The organism is Vitreoscilla filiformis (assembly GCF_002222655.1).
Taxonomy (GTDB): domain Bacteria; phylum Pseudomonadota; class Gammaproteobacteria; order Burkholderiales; family Burkholderiaceae_C; genus Ideonella; species Ideonella filiformis.
Genome location: NZ_CP022424.1, coordinates 38,677 through 55,602, shown reverse-complemented (window position 1 = coordinate 55,602; position 16,926 = coordinate 38,677). Strand labels below are relative to the sequence as shown.

Genomic DNA, 16,926 nt, shown 5'->3' with positions numbered 1-16,926 from the left:
GGGATGGGATGTTTTCACGCCTTCCGGCGCGGTTGGGCCGGCGCGATGTTGGCCGCCGCCGCTGCGGCGCACGCTGCCCCGGTCACCGTGGTGGACGATCACGGCCAGCGCATCACGCTGGCGCAGCCGGCGCGGCGGATCGTCAGTTTGGCGCCGCACGTCACCGAATTGCTGTTTGCCGCTGGGGCGGGGCCCCAGGTGGTGGCGACGGTGCGCCATGGCACCTATCCGGACGCGGCCCGCGCCCTGCCCCAAGTGGGCGACTCGCACGCCCTGGACTTGGAGCGCATCGCCGCCCTGCGCCCGGATGTGTTGGTGGTGTGGCTGCACGGCAGCGCGGCTGGCCAGTTGGAGCGGCTGAAAGCGCTCAAGATTCCCATCTTCCACAGCGAGCCGCGTGACTTGGCTGCCATCGGCGACAACCTGCGCCGCCTGGGGCAACTGGCGGGCACCTCCGCCACCGCCGACGGGGCCGCGCAACGTTATGCCGACGAGCTGGCCCAACTGCGCCAGCGTTACGCCCAGCGGACGCCGGTGCGGGTGTTCTACCAAGTGTGGCATCAGCCGCTGTTGACGGTGAACGGCCAGCATCTCATCAGCGACGTGATTCGCAGTTGCGGCGGGGTGAATGTGTTCGCCGATCAAACCGCCTTGGTGCCCAGCGTGAGCGCCGAGGCCGTGCTCGCTGCCCGCCCCCAAGCGTTGGCCACCAGCACCATGGACGGGCGCCTGGACGACTCTCTGGCGCAATGGCAGCGTTTCAAATCTTTTGCCCCGGTGCGCCAGCAAGCGGTGATCGTGCTGCCGGCGGACCACATCAGCCGACACACACCGCGCATCTTGCTGGGCACGCGCCAGTTGTGCGAAGGGCTGGAGCGCGTGCGTAATGGTGAGCCGGTGGCACTGCCCGCCGCGTCCGCTCCCGCAGCGCGTTAACTCACCACGAACCGACGTTGGGCAGGCTGGCCCACGGTTCGGTCGGCGGCAGGGCGGCGCCGGCTTGCAGCAGCTCAACGGAAATGCCATCCGGCGAGCGCACAAACGCCATGCGCCCATCACGCGGCGGGCGCAGGATCGTGACACCGTGCGCTTGCAAGCGAGCGCAGGCGGCATAAATGTCGTCCACCGCGTAGGCCAGGTGGCCGAAGTTGCGCCCACCGGTGTAGGTCTCCGGATCCCAGTTGTAGGTCAGCTCGACTTGGGCGTCCTCATCCCCCGGCGCGGCCAGGTAAACGAGGGTAAACCGCCCTTGCAGGTACTCGCTGCGGCGGACTTCCATCAACCCAAGGGCATCGCAATAAAAGCGCAGTGAGGCGGCCAAGTCCGTCACGCGCACCATGGTGTGCAGGTATTTGAGGCTCATGCTTTAACTGTAGCGGCCCTCAGCCGCGCACGAAAAACACCCCGGCCATCACCACGCCCGTGACGATGACGATGGCCCGCACCGTGGACGCCGACAGCCGCCGCGCCAACCGGGCGCCCCAAAAACCGCCAGCGGTGGCGGCCATCATCATCACCACGGCTTGCGGCCACTGCACCACGCCGGCCCACGCAAATGCCACCACCGACAGCACCGACAGCACCAGCGAATTCAGGTTCTTGAGCGCGTTGGCAGTATGGATGTCGCGCTCACCCGTCATGGCATACAGCGCCATCAACAGGATGCCCAGGCCGCCGTTGAAATAACCGCCGTACACCGCCACCGCCATCAAGCCCGTGAGCCGCCAGGCGGTGGACGGGGCGACGGACTCATCGCGCAAACGCCCCAACAACGCCGGGCCCAGGGCAAACAACACCGTCGCAAACAACAGCAGCCACGGCACGATGGCGGCAAACACTTTGGCCGGCGTCACCAACAGCAGCAGCGCGCCCAGCACGCCACCCAGGGCACACACACCGCCTTCTTGCCACAGCCGCGCACGCGGCAGTTGCCCCAGCTCGCGCCGAAACCCCAAAGCGCTGCCCAAATAACCCGGGCTCACCGCCACCGCGCTCGTGGCATTGGCCGCAATGGCGGGCACCCCCGTGAACACCAGCGCCGGGAAAGTCAGGAAACTGCCGCCGCCGGCCATCGCGTTCAAGCCACCAGCGCCCAGCGCCGCAAACACCAGCAACAGCCAGTCACCCATCGCAAGACCTTTCTCCAAACTTGCAAAACGGCAAGGGGGGCCGATTGTCTCGCGTCAGACGCCGTTTGGGTGATTGGCATGAAACTCGCACTCGCTAGCATGTACTCGACACATGATTTTTCGGAGACCTGTCACTGTGAAAAACCCGATCCTGACGATTCCCACCGCCCCCATCGCCGGCATGAAACCCGGCACCAGCGGCCTGCGCAAGAAGGTCACCGAATTCCAACAGCCACATTACCTGGCCAACTTCGTCCAGTCCATTTTTAACGCCGTGCGCCCGACCGAGGGCTTCACCGGCCAAACCTTGGTGCTGGGCGGAGACGGGCGTTTCTTCAACCTGGAAGCGGCCCAGCTCATCATCCGCATGGCGGCAGCGAATGGGTTTGCGCGGGTGCTGGTGGGGCAAGGCGGCATTCTCTCGACGCCAGCGGCTTCGTGTGTCATCCGCAAGCACCAGACGTTCGGCGGCATCATCCTCTCGGCCAGCCACAACGCTGGCGGCCCGGCGGGTGACTTTGGTATCAAGTTCAACGCGGCCAATGGCGGCCCCGCGCCCGAACATCTGACCGAAGCGATGTACGCCGCTTCGCAAGTCATCACCGAATATGGAACGGTGGACACCCCCGATGTGGATCTGCACCGCCTGGGCACGCAAGACGTGGTCGGCATGGCAGTGGAAGTGATCGACCCGGTGGCGGATTACGCCGAACTCATGGGGCGGTTGTTCGATTTTCCGAAGCTGCGGGCGTTGTTTGCCAGCGGGTTCCGGTTGCGCTTCGATGCCATGCACGCCGTCACGGGCCCGTACGCGCATGCGATTTTTGAAGGGCTGTTGGGAGCACCGGCGGGCACGGTGGTCAATGGCACACCACTGCCGGATTTTGGGGATCACCATCCCGACCCCAACTTGGTTCACGCCAAAGCGCTTTACGACGTGATGATGGGCGCCGACGCGCCCGACCTGGGCGCCGCCTCCGATGGCGATGGGGATCGCAACCTCATCATTGGCCGGGGGTTGTTCATCTCACCCTCGGACTCGCTGGCGATGTTGGCGGCCAACGCCCACCGGGCGCCAGCCTACGCGCAAGGCTTGGCTGGCATCGCCCGCAGCATGCCAACCAGTGGCGCCGCCGACCGCGTGGCTGCTGCGTTGGGCGTCCCGTGTTTCGAAACGCCGACGGGCTGGAAGTTTTTCGGCAACCTGCTCGACGCCGGCAAGGTGACGATCTGCGGTGAAGAAAGCGCCGGCACCGGCAGCGATCATGTGCGCGAAAAAGACGGGCTGTGGGCCGTGCTGCTGTGGCTCAACATCCTGGCCGAGCGGCGCCAAAGCGTGGCCGACATCGCCCGCGAGCACTGGGCCACCTACGGGCGCAACTACTACACCCGCCACGATTACGAGGAAATCGACACCGCCGCCGCCCACCAACTGATGGCCGGCCTGCGCGACCAGCTTCCGAGTCTGCCGGGCCGCACCGTGGCTGGCAAGCAGGTGCAATTGGCCGACGACTTCAGTTACCTCGATCCGGTGGATGGCAGCGTGTCCGCCAAACAAGGGGTGCGGGTGGTGTTGGAGGACGGCTCGCGCATCGTTTACCGCCTGTCGGGCACCGGCACGGCGGGGGCGACGCTGCGTGTCTACATCGAGCAGTTTGAAGGCGACCCGGCGCGCCACGACCTGCCAACGCAAGACGCCTTGGCCGCGCTGATTGCGGCAGCCGATGAATTGGCGCGCATCCGCGAACTCACGGGCCGCACTGAGCCGAGCGTGATCACCTGACGCTCCCGAGCCCCAATGAAAAAGGGGGGGTTGTACGGTACAACCCCCCCTCGTCATCTCACGGTCAAACGGAGATCACGGGCACCTCACGGGCACACAGCGGTGGTCGGGTTGCCGTTCTTGTCCACCAGCTTGTTACCTGCCAGCGAGAAGTACGGGTCACACGCCGGCGAGGCTTCCGAGGTGCTCACGGCCACGGCGTTCGAGGCGTTCCCTTCCTTGCCACCCACCACGGCCTTGACCGTGTAGGTGTAGGTGGTTTGCGGGCTGAGCTTGCTGTCGGCGAAGAACAGTTGCTTGGTTTCACCCGCCAGTTGCGCTGCACCGCTGCCGCTGCTGCGGTAAACCTTGTAGGTGGCCGCATTGGCCACGCCATCCCAGCGCAGCAAAGATTGGGTTGCGGTTTGGTCCAACGCCATCAGGGTCGGCACGGTGGCGGTACCGGCAGCGGCCAGGCTGCCCGGTGTGCCCTTGGCGGCCAGCTTTTCCACCATGCGCCACACGGCAGCGATCTGCACCCCCTTGGACGTGGCATACGAACCCGATGGCCACTTGCCGCTCAGCACGCGGCTGGGCACGTCGTCGTTGTAGCCCCACCAGTCCCAGCAACCCATGGGGTTGAAGGGCAGGCTCATGTCCACCGACGACAGGGATTGCATCATGCTGGTCGCAGCGGCCATCGGGTTGCCCGAGTCGCTCACAGCCGCCGACAGGGCGGTGCCCGCGTCTTTGTTGGTCGGCATGGCTTGCGGATAGAGCACCACGATGCGGTTGGCATCGGCCCATTCGCTCACGCCAGCGCCGTCCACGAAGGAGCGACCCACGTCGGCGGCACTTTGCATGCAACCGTGGAAGGCGATGTGCAGGCGGCAAGGTTCACCAGCGGCGCAAGCCTTGGGCACGTACAGATAACCTTCCGAACCCATGGCGATTTCCGCCGAAGACTTGGGCGCGGTGCTGCCATCCAGCAGCTTCAAGTAAGGCACTTGGCTGAAAGACTTGGGCTTGCCGGCGCTGAGTTGGGCGGTTTCGGTGCGGGTCAGTTTGCCGTAGAACATCTGCAAGGCCGAGCCAGCAGCGTCGTATGCACTGCCGCCGGCAGCCGCTGGACGGTTCTGGCAGGTGTTGAGGAACTTGCCACCGGTGGTCGAACACACTTGGCAGCTTTGATCCTCACCCGAGCAGGTGTTGGTGATCTGAGCGTGGGCGGCGGGCAGGTTGTCCTTGTGGAACACCTGGCTGACCGGGGCATAACCCTTGTAACCCGAGATGGCCGAACCGTTCGGGTTCAAACCCGTGTACCAGCTCACCAGGGCTTGCGACACCGGCAGGCGCACGATCGCATCGTTGTAGCCGTGGAACACCCACACGGCTTGACGGTTGATGTTTTCCAACGGATCGATCTTGCCGGCTTTGGCAAACGTCGCTGCGTTGGGAGCGATGGTGTAGGTGAACAGGCTGGTGACCTTGCCGTCCACCACCAGCTTGTCGCCGGACACGGGCTGCATCGACGGGTCACCTTGCATGCAGCGGCGCACCGCAGCAGCCGAACCCGCACTGGCGCCACCCAGCGACGAGGTGCAGAGGAAAGGCCCCCCCGCCGTCGGAGCAATGCCCTTGATGAACGAAGACTTGACCACGCCCATCTGCACCGTCATGTACGCGCCGGATGAGATGCCGGAAACCGTGGTTTCCTTCAAGTCGATGTTGAGTTCGGGCAGGTCGGACAGGTCTGCGGCCAGTGCCGAGCTTCCGATCACCAACCCGGCCAGCCCAGCCAGCGTGGTTGACCACGTGAATTGCATGAATTCGCTCCTGAAATGTTGCGGCGCACAAATGCACCAGCGCGCACCCTAGCAGCTTTCATGCAAAGTTTGCTTACAAACTAGGGAGCCCCACGACACAAGTGCCCATCATTCGTCGGCTTGTGCTATAGGGCCGGGCAAATCGGCCATGCGATCGATCAGCGCATCGAGCGTGGCATAAAACTGCTGCATGAACTCTGGGCTCATGTGGCCCTCCATGTGGCGATACAGCGCTTCAATGCGAGGCGCCAACGCCTCGGCGGCCTGATGGCTTTGCGGCGTCAAGGAAACCAAGACACGACGCTGATCATGTGCCATGCGTTCGCGGGCGATCCAGCCAGTGTCGGTCATGCGGGCCAAGATGCCGGTGAGACTGGGGCTGGAGATGTGGCAAATTTGCACCAGCTCGCGTGGCTCCAGTGGGCCACGCTCCAACAAGGTGCGGATGATGCGCCATTGCTGCTCGGTCAATCCCTGTTCGTGAAGCAGGGGACGAAAGCGCGAGATCACGGCCTCGCGTGCTTGCAGCAGCAGCAACGGCAGATTGCGATGGGGCAGGGTGGACATGCTCACATCTTAGTCAACCTGCCATGAGCCCGGCTGACACGCTCAATCCGAGCGCGCACTCACTGGCTGACCTGCTCCACTTCTTGTCGCCAATAGGCTCTGCTCGGCAGGGTATCCCAGGGGTTGTTCATTCGATCTGGCGTCACGTAAATCCAACCCGCATGGCGCTGTTTCGACAAACCAACGGTGGCACTCAAATTCACCAGCGACGTGTTGTAAACCAGATGCCAGAACCGATCAGCGGTATACCGTGTTTCCCAGCCAGCGGGTTGCCATTTTTGGTAGGCGGCGTGGCTGCCTTCAAAATTGACGATGATGTCGGCGGTCTGCATGAAACATTCGCCCGTCACGTCGCCAGGGTTGATGACCACGGTGGCGTCAGGTTGTGCGGCTTTGATGTGCTGGTACAGCGATTGATAATATGGCTTGCGTAAACACGAGTAAGGTGCTTCGTCAAGAAAAATGCCATCAACCGCATACCATCGCAGGTATTTTGCAATATCGGCTTTAATGGCCGCTTGGCTGCGGGTTCCGTACCCCGTCGCCACGTATCCGAGCACACGCACGCCGCTGGCTTTGGATGCATCGACTTCGTGAACGTAATTCGCATCCTGCTGGGTGCCTGGGCCGCTGTTGGGATTGATGATGGCCAAACCCACCGTGGGCGCCCCCTGCCGCAACTGATTCCATCCGCCGCCAGGATAAAAATACGAAGGAACCGCGATTTTCTGCCCGGTCACGGTGGAAAAAGGCTCGGCCATGGCGGACAGTGACCATCCCAACCCCAGAATCAACCCCACGGCGGTACGGTAAAACACCTTGAAATTTCGCATGGTTTAACCTTTCCTTCGAGGGGTTATCGCCCTCATCATTCCATTTTGGCCAGATCGGCTAATTCAGTGGCCCGCCGGGCGCGCTCTTGCACGGTGCAATCCGCCGCCATGACGCGGTGAGCGCTGCCTCCGTTGGGGTTGTTGTAGAAACCACAGTTGGCTTCGACGTATTTAAGCCACAGCCGCTGCGTTTCTTGAAGTTGCCTTTTTCGGTCTTCGTCGAGATTTTTCAACAACGCTTTGTAATTGTCATTCAGGCGCCGATCCTGAACATCGTATTCGGTCTGGATGCAGGACATCAAATCCAGCGTGGAGACCGCTTTTTTCATGCAAACGTTGTAACTGGGGCTGAGGTGGGGATCCCCAGCCGCGTGGGCGGGAGCCCCCCAAATGGCCAAAGCCATCCCAATCATCGAACAGAGGATGCGCATGGTCACCACCTCATCGCGCCGGTGCGTAGTTTTCCAGCAAAACGGGCTGTGCCTTCTGCGCTGTGGTCACTGTGCGTTGGCCAGGCACCAAAGCCGGGCCGCTGCCGGATCGATTCAGCTCCAAACTCTCAAAAATTCTCTTGTGGAACAGAAATTTCCCCAGCTCTGGGGAATATTTGAACGTGATGTAGTCCGTCCAATGCTGGCCACAGGCCACACCGTTTTGCACCGTGAAAAACTCACCTTTGGCCGCCAGTTTTTCAGAACCATCGAGAAACGGATCGCACTGCCCACCTTGGTCTGCGGTGTACACAGCCTGATCGTTGCGGGCGTTGAGCACAAACGCTTCACTCGCCCCTTGTAAAAACACCATCAGCGGTCGCTTCGGCGCCGGCTCGGTGGCCCCTGGATTGAGGCCTTTTTTCTCATCGTCACGGCCCAGCACAACGACGAAATCCCGCAGGCCATCCCCGTTGAAGTCCGACGAGGTGAACGCCAGCACGTGGTGATTTTTCGGCAGTTGCTGCATCACCGCTGCCGGCACCGCATGCGGACTGGGTTTGAGTTCCACGGCCGCAGGCGGCGCAGAGGACGCCGACGGGCTGCTCGACGGCGGCACGGTGGGCGTAGTGGGAACGGGCGATGTCGATGCTGCTGCGGGTTGAGGCGTGGCGGGCTGGCTTGGCGCCGGCGCCGGGCGTTCGCTCAGGTAGGACGATGGCGAAGGCGGCGCCGACGATCCGCGATACAACCACCCGAGGCCCGCCACAGCACTCACCACCACCACGCCACCAGCAAGATACCGTTTCATCCATCACCTCCTCACAGGAAACCACACTCGCAGTTTACGTCGGGGGTTTGACGCGCCTGGGCTCTTCTGGTGAACCCTTGGTTGACTCACTCACATATGAGCAACTACATTGCTCACCTGTGAGTGATTCAGCCCCAACGCCGCGATGACGCTTTTTTCTCCCCCCGGGCCGCCGCCGAGCTGGCGCCCCCGCAGCGTGTACACCGCGCTGCTGAACGATCCAGCCCAACTCGCCGAGCTGGGTGATGCCGTACACCAGCCACCCTACAAAGCAGCGCCGCGTGCGCCCGTGTTGGCCCTGCAACCGCGCAACACCTGGAGCCGAGACGGCGCCGCCGTGGCCGTGCCGCCCGCGCATCCGTGGGTGCAAAGCGGCGCCACGCTGGGGTTGGTGATGGGCCGGGTGGCGTGTCGGGTGACGGTGGCTGAGGCGTTGGCGCATGTGGCCGGTTACATCCTCGTCAACGATTTGGAGTTGCCAGACGACGGCCCTCAGCGCCACTACCGCCCCGGCGTGCGCCGCAAAGCGCGGGATGGGTTTTGCCCGCTGGGCGAGCGCATCGTGCCCGCGCATCAGATCGCTGACCCGGATGCGCTGACGGTGCGCGTGTTCATCGACGGCGCTTTGGCGCAAGAAAGCACCACCGCCGGGCGGGTGCGCCACGCGGCGCAGTGGCTGGCCGATGTTTCCGAATTCATGACGCTGTACCCCGGCGACGTGCTCACCCTGGGCGTGGCCGCCAACGCCCCGCGTGCCCGCGCCGGCCAAACCTTGAGCGTGAGCATCGAAGGCTTGGGCACGCTGAGCAACCCCGTGGTGCTCGAAGGAGGTGCCGCATGAGCGCACAAACCACCCGCCGCACCGCCCGCGTCGCCTGGGGTGGCGCGATTCACACCGCAGAACCGCATCCGCACGGGCTGCGTTTGCTGGGCGGCAACGGCCATGGCCGCGTGCTGGCCGAAGACGCTGTGGTGTGGCTGCCGCCTTTCGAGGTGGGCACCGTCATCGCGCTGGGGCTGAATTACGCCGACCATGTGCAGGAGCTGCGCAAGGAACTCACCCTCAACGCCAGCGGCGCCAAGGAAGAGCCGCTGGTGTTCTTGAAGTCAGCCAGCGCGTGCATCGGCCATCGTGGCTTCACTTGGCGGCCCGATGCGGTCAGCTTCATGCATTACGAGTGTGAGTTGGCGGTGGTGATCGGCGAACCGGCCCACAACGTCAAGGCGGCGGACGCCCTGCGCCACGTCGCCGGCTACACCGTTTGCAACGACTACGCGGTGCGCGACCATCTGGAAAACTGGTATCGCCCCAACCTGCGTGTGAAGCACCGCGACGGCGGCACCGTACTCGGCCCCTGGTTCGTCCCCGCCGACGAAGTGCCCGACCCGCAGGCCCTCACCTTGCGCACCTGGGTGAATGGCGAACTCAAGCAACAAGGCAACACCGCCCACATGGTGAACAGTGTGGCCAAGCTGATCGAGTACCTCAGCGGCTTCATGACCTTGCAGCCCGGCGACGTGATCCTCACCGGCACGCCCGAAGGTGTGGTGAACGTCCGTGCGGGCGACGAGGTCATCACCGAAATCGAAGGCCTTGGCGCCCTGAAAAACACCCTTTTTGGAGACACCCCGTGACGCGCATCCAACATCTGATCAACGGCCAGGCGGTTGAAAGCGCCCAGTATTTCGAGACCGTCAACCCCGCCACCCAAGAGGTGCTGGCCGAAGTGGCCCGAGGCGGTGCCGCTGAAGTGAACGCCGCCGTGGCTGCGGCCAAGGCCGCGTTTCCGGCGTGGGCGGCGCGTCCGGCCACCGAGCGCGCCGCGCTCATGCGCAAACTCGGGAACCTCATCAGCCAGCATGTGCCCGAGATTGCCACCACCGAGACGCGGGACACCGGCCAAGTCATCAGCCAAACCGGTAAACAACTGGTGCCGCGTGCGGCGGACAATTTCCATTACTTCGCCGAAATGTGCGTCCGCACCGACGGCCACACCTACCCCACGCCCACGCACCTCAACTACACGCTGTTTCACCCGGTGGGCGTGTGCGCGCTGATTTCCCCGTGGAACGTGCCCTTCATGACGGCCACTTGGAAGGTCGCCCCCTGCCTGGCGTTTGGCAACACAGCGGTGTTGAAGATGAGCGAGCTGTCCCCGCTCACGGCGGCACGCTTGGGTGAGTTGGCGCTGGAGGCGGGCATTCCGGCGGGCGTGCTCAACATCGTGCATGGCTACGGCACCGAAACCGGCGAGCCGCTGGTGGCGCACCCAGACGTGCGTGCCATCAGCTTCACCGGCTCCACCGTCACCGGCAATCGGATTGTGAAAAGCGCCGGGCTGAAGAAATTCAGCATGGAGTTGGGCGGCAAAAGCCCGTTTGTGGTCTTTGCCGATGCCGATTTGGATCGCGCCCTGGACGCCGCCGTGTTCATGATCTTCAGCAACAACGGCGAGCGTTGCACGGCGGGCAGCCGCATCCTGGTGCAGCGCAGCATTTACGCGGAATTTGCCGCCAAGTTCGCGGCGCGGGCGGCGCGCATCCAGGTGGGCGATCCGCTGGACGAAAAAACCATCATCGGCCCGATGATCAGCCCAGGCCATTTGGCCAAGGTGCGCCACTACATCGAACTGGGCCAAAAAGAAGGCGCCACCTTGCTGACCGGCGGCCTCGGTGCGCCCGACCTGCCCACCCACCTACAAGCCGGCAACTTCGTGCGCCCGACGGTGTTTGCCGACGTGGACAACCGCATGACCATCGCCCAAGACGAGATTTTTGGCCCCGTGGCCTGCTTGATTGCGTTTGAGGACGAAGCCGAAGCGATTGTCATCGCCAACGACACGCAATACGGCCTGTCCAGCTACGTCTGGACGGAAAACATCGGCAAAGCGCACCGCGTGGCCGCCGCCATTGAGGCCGGCATGTGTTTTGTGAACAGCCAAAACGTGCGCGATCTGCGCCAGCCCTTCGGTGGTACCAAGGCCAGCGGCACGGGCCGCGAGGGTGGCACCTGGAGCTACGAAGTGTTCTTGGAACCGAAAAACGTGGCCGTGAGTTTGGGCAGCCACCACATCCCGCACTGGGGCGTTTGAGCAGGAGACAGCACCATGGGACAACTCGCCCTCGCGGCCAAAATCACCCACGTTCCCTCGATGTATTTGAGCGAGCTGGACGGCCCGCGCAAAGGCACGCGCCAAGACGCCATCGACGGCCACGCCGAAATCGGCCGCCGCTGCCGCGAATTGGGCGTCGATACGCTGGTGGTGTTCGACACGCATTGGCTGGTCAACGCCAATTACCACCTGAACTGCGCGCCGCATTTCAAAGGCACGTACACCAGCAACGAGCTGCCGCACTTCATCAAAAACCTGGCGTTTGAATCACCGGGCAACCCCGAGCTGGGCCGACTCATGGCCCGGGTGTGCTGCGAGCATGGCGTCGAAACCTTGGCGCACGACGCCACCACGCTCGACCCGGAATATGGCACCCTGGTGCCACTGCGTTACATGAACGCGGATCAACACTTCAAGGTGATTTCAGTTTCGGCGCTGTGTACCGTGCATTACTTGAACGACAGCGCCCGCTTGGGCTGGGCGCTGCGCCAAGCCATTGAACAGCACTACGACGGCAAAGTGGCGATTTTGGCCAGCGGCAGTTTGAGCCACCGTTTTGCGCAAAACGGCTTGGCGCCAGAATTCGCTTTCAAAATTTGGAGCCCGTTTCTGGAGCAGCTCGACCGCCGGGTGATCGAGATGTGGGAAAAAGCGCAGTGGAAAGATTTTTGCGAGATGCTGCCCGAGTACGCCAGCAAGGGACACGGCGAAGGTTTCATGCACGACACCGCCATGTTGCTGGGCGCCCTGGGCTGGTCGAATTACGACGCGCCGGTGGAGATCATCACGCCCTACTTTGGCGCTTCGGGCACGGGGCAGATCAATGCCATCTTCCCCGTGACCCCGCAGGATGGTTCCGCTGTGCCGGCGGCGGTGGCCAGCGGGGCGCAGGGTTACACGCCTGTTTCGCAGCGGCTGTGAGGTGGGGCGTCAGTAGGGCGACTGGCCCATGTAATTGCCGGGCGGGTTGTAGTTGCCCACGATGATGATCGCGCCATTCGGACACACCGCCTGACCCATGCCGACATGGGTGGTGTTTTTCCACACCATCTGGGTGTAGTGGCCGGTTTTGTACCAGTTATCCCCGGTGAGGATGCCGGGTTTGAAGTCTTTGATTTCGCCATACCAGGAGTTGGCGGCGTCTTTGGGGGAGAAGCTGGCAGCGCTGCCCCAGAAGATGTTTTCACCGTATTTGGAACCCCATGGGCCGCTGCGTGGGCGATGTTCCATGCGGCAGCCTTGGTCTTTGGCGAGGTGGTCGGCCCATTTTTGGGCAAAGTCCGCCAATTCAGCCGACCACGCCAGCGGCGCCGTGCCGACATCGCGGCGCGCACGGTTGTGCAGATCCAGCGCCGCTTGTGCCGCCGTTGGCCCGATCGACGAACCGGTTTCTGCCGGCACCGTCTGGGCGTCCACTGTCACGCCACCGAGCAGCAGGCCGAAAGCGGCCAAAGTCTGGGGAAGAGTCATCCAACGCATTGCCATCCTCCTTCACACGGGTTGAGAAAACATCACTCCACCGTACTGGCCGCCCCCGACGCCGGCGCCGCAGCAGGCTCCGTCTCGGTTGGCGCAGCTTGGCCGGTGCGAATCAACTGCTCAATGCGCGGACGAATCTGCTCGCGCCACACGGGATCTTGATCCATCTCGCGCAACGTCAACTGCGTGAGCTGATCGGCCAAGAAGCTGGGCAGCTCGTCCATCTGCAAGGGTGTCGGTTCCAGTTGCAGCGGGGTTTGGGCCGTCACCAGCACTTGCCACACACCTTCTAAACCGTTGGCGCGGGCTTGATCTTGCGCCAAAGTGTGAAGGCGGTCGCGGATCGTGTCCATCGCCAAACGCCGCATGGCTTCACCCGGCGACTGCAACAGCTCCGGCAACGACAAGGCCGCTGCCGACGGGCGCCCACCCACCGCTGGCGTGGAAGCCGCCTCCGCCACCGGCAACCCGAATCCGCTCAGCGCTTGAGCCACCTCGCTCATCCAGGGATAGGTTTGGATCAACTCTTGGTAGAGCGGATAAGACTGCCCCGCCATCTGCTCCACGGTTTGGTTGATGAGGTGTTCGAGGTCGTCCACACTGTCCGCGACCTGGCTCAGACCAGCGGTGCGCAACAACTCGATCACCAACCGCACACGCGGCGGCAGCGGGATGTGGCGTCGCGTATCGCGCTCAATGGCGCCCGGCGTGGCCAGCGTCTGCAACGAACGCAACAACGCCGCTTCCAACTGCGACACCACCAGCGATGTGACCTGCTGTACCACGATCGTGCCCACCATCGGCACCACCGCACAGCCCGTCTGCACGCTCGCCCCGCCCAGCACGCACAACATGGCCAGCACACGCCGCCGAGGCAGGTGCATGGAATTCGCAGGCCCGTTCATGTGTGTCTCCTGCGGCTCAGGCGGTTTTGGCGAACTTGGCCACGGCAAAACGCAACGCGGCGCTGTAGCCCATCACGCCCAAACCGGCAATCACCCCCTCCGCAATGCCCGAGATGAAACTGTGATGCCGGAATTCTTCGCGCTTGTGAACATTGCTGATGTGAATTTCCACCACCGGCAACGCCACCCCGGCCAGCGCATCACGCAGGGCCACGCTGGTGTGGGTCAAACCGCCCGGGTTGATGACGATGGCCTGGGTGCCATCCAGGCGCGCCGCGTGAATGCGGTCGATGAGTGCGCCTTCGTGGTTGCTTTGGAAACACGCCGCTGTGGTGCCCAGCGCAACAGCTTCTTCCGTGAAACGACGCTCCACATCGGCCAGGGTATCGGCGCCGTAGATGTGGGGCTCGCGTGTGCCCAGCAGGTTCAAGTTCGGGCCGTTCAGCAGCAGGATGCTCATGGAGAATGAAAAAGTGAAAGATCGTGAAAAGAGGCCGGTCAGGGTCGGGACTGTAACGCCGTCGTTTCTGGCCGGAGGCGGCAATTTGGGGGAGTTCGATGGTGATCAAGACATGGCCATGGCCCGTGGTGCAAGCCCCGATGGCCGGCGCACAGGGGCACCGTTTGGCCGCAGCGGTGTGCCAGGCGGGGGGATTGGGTTCGATTCCGGCAGGGATGCTGACGCCCGAAGGACTGGTGCGCGAACTGAGCGCCCAGGCCGAAGCCGCACCCGCTAAGCCCTTCAACCTGAATTTCTTCTGCCACACCCCACCGGTGTTCGATGAGGCGGTTGAAACCCGCTGGCGCACCCGCCTCACCCCCGAAGCACGCGCCGCTGGCATCGACTGGGCCCAGGTGCCCGCTGGGGCGACACGCCATCCGTTGGGCGCGGCCATGGTCGAAGTGCTGGAACGCCTGCCCATGGCCCAACGCCCAGCGGTGGTGAGTTTTCATTTCGGCTTGCCGGCGCCCGCTTTGCTGGCCCGGGTGCGCGCTTTGGGTTGTCAGATTTGGAGCAGCGCCACCACGGTGGACGAAGCACGCTGGCTGGTGCAGCACGGGGCCGATGCGGTGATCGCCCAAGGGCTGGAAGCGGGCGGGCACCGGGGGCACTTTCTCACGGCTGATCCGGTGCGCGATCTGGGCCCGCAGCGCCCGTTGGCAGAACTGCTGCCGGCGATCTGCGCGGCGGTTGCGGTGCCGGTGATCGCCGCCGGGGGCATCGGCTCGCCGCAGGACGTGGCCGCCGTGCTGGCCGCTGGCGCTTGCGCCGCCCAAGTCGGCACTGCTTATTTGCATTGCCCCGAAGCCGACACCAGCCCGCTCCACCGCGCCGCCCTGCAAGCCGCTGCCGACGCCGGCCCGGAAAGCGCAGCCGCCCAAACGGCGTTGACCAACGTGCTGTCGGGCCGCCCGGCGCGTGGGCTGTTCAATCGCTTGATGCGCGAACACGGCCCGATGTGTGCCGACGCCCCCGCGTTCCCGCTGGCCAGCGCCGCCTTGGTGCCGCTGCGCGCTTGGGCAGAGGCGCAAGGCCGCAGCGATTTTTCGCCGCTGTGGGCTGGCAGCCGTTGCGGGGCACTCGGCCCCAGCCTGGGGCGTAGCGCAGCGGAACTGACGCGCTGGCTTGCGGGCCAGGGCTGACACAGCCTGTCAGGCATCAGGCAAAAACGCTGCCGACAGCACCTGTTCCATCGTCCAAGGACAGTCTTCAGGAAAGCTGTCGAGGCCGGTCTCGTCCACCGCTTTGGCCACGGCGTCGGCCCATGTGCCGCGCAGCCAATGCACATCGGTGAGGGAGCCGCGCAGACTGGGGGTGGCCTCCAACGCGGCGGCAATGGCTTTGCGTTGCTCTTTGAGGGTGCGCAGCCAACTGCTGCCCCGCCGCCCCGGCTGGTGCTGCCACTTCAACAAGTGCGCCATCAGCACCGCCATGCGACTGGCCAGCTCGCGCTTTTCACTCTTGCCCACGTCCTCAATCTCCTCGGCGATGTGTTCGATGTCCAGCGCGGAAAACTGGCCCGAACGCAACAGCGCCGCTTGCTCCATGGCCCAAGCGAGCACGTCTTTTTCGTAAGGCGTCGGCGTTTGCGTTTGTGTTGGCATGGGGAGTCTCCTTGCGTCCTCGGTTGCGTGGGCGATTGTCGGGCCTGCCGTTTCAGGCGCGCTGGCGCAAACGCATTTGCCCCGCCAACGGCGTGCCCCGGCGCAACACCCCTTCGGCCAGCCACACCGCTGAGGCCCGCGCCCGCTGCGCCACAAACGGCAGCGGCAGTTGCGTGTAATCGTCGTTGAACACTTCGAAGCTGTAGTCGCCCCGGTAGCCCATTTGATCGAGTTTGCTCACCAGCGCCGTGATCGCTTGGCTGTGGACGCCTTCGCCCGGAAACACCCGGAAATGCCGCGCCGTCTCGATGCGCTCTTGCGGCGTGCGCGTTTCCTGCCACATGAAGTCGGCCAGTTGCACCAGGTAGATTTTGGCCGGGTCGATCCAGTCCAGCGCCTTGAGCGAGGTGTTCGTCGCCAGGATGTGATACGAATCGATGCCCACCCCCAGGTTGGGCATGTTGGCTTGTTCCACCACCTCCCAAGCTTGATGCACTTCGTTCAAATGCCGCCCCCAGGACAGCGCCTCAAACGCCACCCGGATGCCATGTGGCAGCGCCAACATCGCCAGCTTGCGCAGGTCACGCGCCAGATGTTCGCTGTCGCCGCTGGCGTGCTGGGAGGTTGAGCTGCACGCCAGCAGCACCTGGGCGCCCACGGCCTGGGCCATCCCAATCATCTGCTTGGCGATCTCGACTTTGTAGCCGTGCAGGTGTCCGGACAGCCCCTCAAAATCCCGCAGCACTTGAAACCCCGTCACGCGCAACCCACTGGCTTTGACCGCCGCCACCGCCGCATCAATGCCACCGGGGTGACCGACGATGTCCCGTGCCGCCAGCATCACCTGACCAAAACCGGCGGCACGCATCGCGTGCAGCTTGGTTTCGAGTGAACCGGCCAGGCTGATCGTGTCCATGCCGAAATCGGCGAAGTGGCCGGCCTCGTGCAACAACGCTGTGTTCAT

General features: G+C 63.8%; 19 protein-coding genes. 7 read left to right on the top strand and 12 right to left on the bottom strand.

Features of this window, described 5'->3' with window-relative positions:
- The first annotated feature begins 3 nt into the window (after window positions 1-3).
- Window positions 4-936: a cobalamin-binding protein gene (locus VITFI_RS16510; protein WP_198301802.1), complete on the top strand. Its 933-nt coding sequence runs from the start codon at window positions 4-6 to the stop codon at window positions 934-936.
- 1 nt (window position 937) lies between these two features.
- On the opposite strand, the gene VITFI_RS16505 is transcribed toward VITFI_RS16510, so the two are convergent.
- A complete protein-coding gene (locus VITFI_RS16505; RefSeq protein WP_089418253.1) occupies window positions 938-1,363 on the bottom strand; it encodes a VOC family protein in 426 nt (141 codons plus the stop codon).
- Window positions 1,364-1,382: 19 nt separating this feature from the next.
- Window positions 1,383-2,129 carry a sulfite exporter TauE/SafE family protein gene (locus VITFI_RS16500; RefSeq protein WP_089418252.1) on the bottom strand — a complete coding sequence of 249 codons (747 nt, stop codon included), beginning with the start codon at window positions 2,127-2,129 and terminating at the stop codon, window positions 1,383-1,385.
- A 136-nt stretch (window positions 2,130-2,265) separates the two neighbouring features.
- On the opposite strand from VITFI_RS16500, the gene VITFI_RS16495 reads away from it, so the two are divergent.
- Window positions 2,266-3,912 carry an alpha-D-glucose phosphate-specific phosphoglucomutase gene (locus VITFI_RS16495; RefSeq protein WP_269768758.1) on the top strand — a complete coding sequence of 549 codons (1,647 nt, stop codon included), beginning with the start codon at window positions 2,266-2,268 and terminating at the stop codon, window positions 3,910-3,912.
- A gap of 86 nt (window positions 3,913-3,998) precedes the next feature.
- On the opposite strand, the gene VITFI_RS16490 is transcribed toward VITFI_RS16495, so the two are convergent.
- The 5 genes from VITFI_RS16490 to VITFI_RS16470 all read right to left on the bottom strand — a co-directional run bounded on the left by VITFI_RS16490 (window position 3,999) and on the right by VITFI_RS16470 (window position 8,359).
- Window positions 3,999-5,717 carry a fibronectin type III domain-containing protein gene (locus VITFI_RS16490; RefSeq protein WP_089418250.1) on the bottom strand — a complete coding sequence of 573 codons (1,719 nt, stop codon included), beginning with the start codon at window positions 5,715-5,717 and terminating at the stop codon, window positions 3,999-4,001.
- Window positions 5,718-5,825: 108 nt separating this feature from the next.
- On the bottom strand, window positions 5,826-6,284 hold the full coding sequence (gene hpaR / locus VITFI_RS16485; protein WP_089418437.1) for a homoprotocatechuate degradation operon regulator HpaR: 459 nt from the start codon (window positions 6,282-6,284) through the stop codon (window positions 5,826-5,828).
- Window positions 6,285-6,343: 59 nt separating this feature from the next.
- On the bottom strand, window positions 6,344-7,045 hold the full coding sequence (locus VITFI_RS16480; RefSeq protein ID WP_157725750.1) for a spherulation-specific family 4 protein: 702 nt from the start codon (window positions 7,043-7,045) through the stop codon (window positions 6,344-6,346).
- Between the two features lie 107 nt (window positions 7,046-7,152).
- Complete coding sequence (locus tag VITFI_RS16475) at window positions 7,153-7,548, bottom strand: lysozyme inhibitor LprI family protein (RefSeq protein ID WP_232476744.1); 396 nt, start codon at window positions 7,546-7,548, stop codon at window positions 7,153-7,155.
- Between the two features lie 10 nt (window positions 7,549-7,558).
- Complete coding sequence (locus VITFI_RS16470; RefSeq protein WP_157725748.1) at window positions 7,559-8,359, bottom strand: hypothetical protein; 801 nt, start codon at window positions 8,357-8,359, stop codon at window positions 7,559-7,561.
- 145 nt (window positions 8,360-8,504) lie between these two features.
- Here VITFI_RS16470 and VITFI_RS16465 point away from each other — a divergent pair, with 145 nt between their 5' ends.
- The 4 genes from VITFI_RS16465 to hpaD are packed head-to-tail and all read left to right on the top strand — an operon-like array spanning window position 8,505 to window position 12,393.
- A complete protein-coding gene (locus VITFI_RS16465; protein WP_089418246.1) occupies window positions 8,505-9,200 on the top strand; it encodes a fumarylacetoacetate hydrolase family protein in 696 nt (231 codons plus the stop codon).
- Entirely contained in the window at window positions 9,197-9,994 is a 798-nt protein-coding gene (locus tag VITFI_RS16460) for a fumarylacetoacetate hydrolase family protein (protein ID WP_089418245.1), read from the top strand. The genes VITFI_RS16465 and VITFI_RS16460 overlap by 4 nt, the downstream gene beginning before the upstream one ends.
- On the top strand, window positions 9,991-11,451 hold the full coding sequence (gene hpaE / locus VITFI_RS16455) for a 5-carboxymethyl-2-hydroxymuconate semialdehyde dehydrogenase (protein ID WP_089418244.1): 1,461 nt from the start codon (window positions 9,991-9,993) through the stop codon (window positions 11,449-11,451). Before VITFI_RS16460 ends, hpaE begins: the two co-directional genes overlap by 4 nt.
- A 15-nt stretch (window positions 11,452-11,466) precedes the next feature.
- On the top strand, window positions 11,467-12,393 hold the full coding sequence (gene hpaD / locus VITFI_RS16450) for a 3,4-dihydroxyphenylacetate 2,3-dioxygenase (RefSeq protein ID WP_089418243.1): 927 nt from the start codon (window positions 11,467-11,469) through the stop codon (window positions 12,391-12,393).
- 9 nt (window positions 12,394-12,402) lie between these two features.
- Here hpaD and VITFI_RS16445 read toward each other — a convergent pair whose 3' ends face one another.
- From VITFI_RS16445 to aroQ, 3 genes are read right to left on the bottom strand one after another with little or no spacing between them, the layout of a single operon-like run.
- Entirely contained in the window at window positions 12,403-12,942 is a 540-nt protein-coding gene (locus VITFI_RS16445) for a CAP domain-containing protein (RefSeq protein ID WP_157725747.1), read from the bottom strand.
- Window positions 12,943-12,983: 41 nt separating this feature from the next.
- Window positions 12,984-13,856, bottom strand: coding sequence for a hypothetical protein (locus tag VITFI_RS16440; RefSeq protein ID WP_089418241.1), 873 nt, complete (start codon window positions 13,854-13,856; stop codon window positions 12,984-12,986).
- 16 nt (window positions 13,857-13,872) lie between these two features.
- On the bottom strand, window positions 13,873-14,316 hold the full coding sequence (aroQ, locus tag VITFI_RS16435; RefSeq protein ID WP_089418240.1) for a type II 3-dehydroquinate dehydratase: 444 nt from the start codon (window positions 14,314-14,316) through the stop codon (window positions 13,873-13,875).
- A 98-nt stretch (window positions 14,317-14,414) separates the two neighbouring features.
- On the opposite strand from aroQ, the gene VITFI_RS16430 reads away from it, so the two are divergent.
- Window positions 14,415-15,500 (top strand): NAD(P)H-dependent flavin oxidoreductase, encoded by a 1,086-nt coding sequence (locus VITFI_RS16430; RefSeq protein ID WP_089418239.1) that lies wholly within the window; start codon window positions 14,415-14,417, stop codon window positions 15,498-15,500.
- A 9-nt stretch (window positions 15,501-15,509) separates the two neighbouring features.
- Here VITFI_RS16430 and VITFI_RS16425 read toward each other — a convergent pair whose 3' ends face one another.
- Entirely contained in the window at window positions 15,510-15,962 is a 453-nt protein-coding gene (locus tag VITFI_RS16425) for a DUF29 domain-containing protein (protein ID WP_089418238.1), read from the bottom strand.
- Between the two features lie 52 nt (window positions 15,963-16,014).
- A complete protein-coding gene (locus VITFI_RS16420) occupies window positions 16,015-16,926 on the bottom strand; it encodes a sugar phosphate isomerase/epimerase family protein (protein ID WP_198301801.1) in 912 nt (303 codons plus the stop codon).

Excerpts from the sequence above, each read along its gene's own strand:
- VITFI_RS16465 (WP_089418246.1), top strand. The coding sequence starts at position 8,505 with ATGACGCTTTTTTCTCCCCCCGGGCCGCCGCCGAGCTGGCGCCCCCGC.
- VITFI_RS16420 (WP_198301801.1), bottom strand. The coding sequence starts at position 16,926 with ATGAACACAGCGTTGTTGCACGAGGCCGGCCACTTCGCCGATTTCGGC.
- aroQ (WP_089418240.1), bottom strand. The coding sequence starts at position 14,316 with ATGAGCATCCTGCTGCTGAACGGCCCGAACTTGAACCTGCTGGGCACA.
- VITFI_RS16490 (WP_089418250.1), bottom strand. The coding sequence starts at position 5,717 with ATGCAATTCACGTGGTCAACCACGCTGGCTGGGCTGGCCGGGTTGGTG.
- VITFI_RS16505 (WP_089418253.1), bottom strand. The coding sequence starts at position 1,363 with ATGAGCCTCAAATACCTGCACACCATGGTGCGCGTGACGGACTTGGCC.
- VITFI_RS16440 (WP_089418241.1), bottom strand. The coding sequence starts at position 13,856 with ATGAACGGGCCTGCGAATTCCATGCACCTGCCTCGGCGGCGTGTGCTG.
- VITFI_RS16460 (WP_089418245.1), top strand. The coding sequence starts at position 9,197 with ATGAGCGCACAAACCACCCGCCGCACCGCCCGCGTCGCCTGGGGTGGC.
- VITFI_RS16445 (WP_157725747.1), bottom strand. The coding sequence starts at position 12,942 with ATGACTCTTCCCCAGACTTTGGCCGCTTTCGGCCTGCTGCTCGGTGGC.
- VITFI_RS16480 (WP_157725750.1), bottom strand. The coding sequence starts at position 7,045 with ATGGCCGAGCCTTTTTCCACCGTGACCGGGCAGAAAATCGCGGTTCCT.
- VITFI_RS16425 (WP_089418238.1), bottom strand. The coding sequence starts at position 15,962 with ATGCCAACACAAACGCAAACGCCGACGCCTTACGAAAAAGACGTGCTC.
- hpaR (WP_089418437.1), bottom strand. The coding sequence starts at position 6,284 with ATGTCCACCCTGCCCCATCGCAATCTGCCGTTGCTGCTGCTGCAAGCA.
- VITFI_RS16500 (WP_089418252.1), bottom strand. The coding sequence starts at position 2,129 with ATGGGTGACTGGCTGTTGCTGGTGTTTGCGGCGCTGGGCGCTGGTGGC.
- VITFI_RS16475 (WP_232476744.1), bottom strand. The coding sequence starts at position 7,548 with ATGCGCATCCTCTGTTCGATGATTGGGATGGCTTTGGCCATTTGGGGG.
- VITFI_RS16510 (WP_198301802.1), top strand. The coding sequence starts at position 4 with ATGGGATGTTTTCACGCCTTCCGGCGCGGTTGGGCCGGCGCGATGTTG.
- VITFI_RS16470 (WP_157725748.1), bottom strand. The coding sequence starts at position 8,359 with ATGAAACGGTATCTTGCTGGTGGCGTGGTGGTGGTGAGTGCTGTGGCG.
- VITFI_RS16430 (WP_089418239.1), top strand. The coding sequence starts at position 14,415 with ATGGTGATCAAGACATGGCCATGGCCCGTGGTGCAAGCCCCGATGGCC.
- hpaD (WP_089418243.1), top strand. The coding sequence starts at position 11,467 with ATGGGACAACTCGCCCTCGCGGCCAAAATCACCCACGTTCCCTCGATG.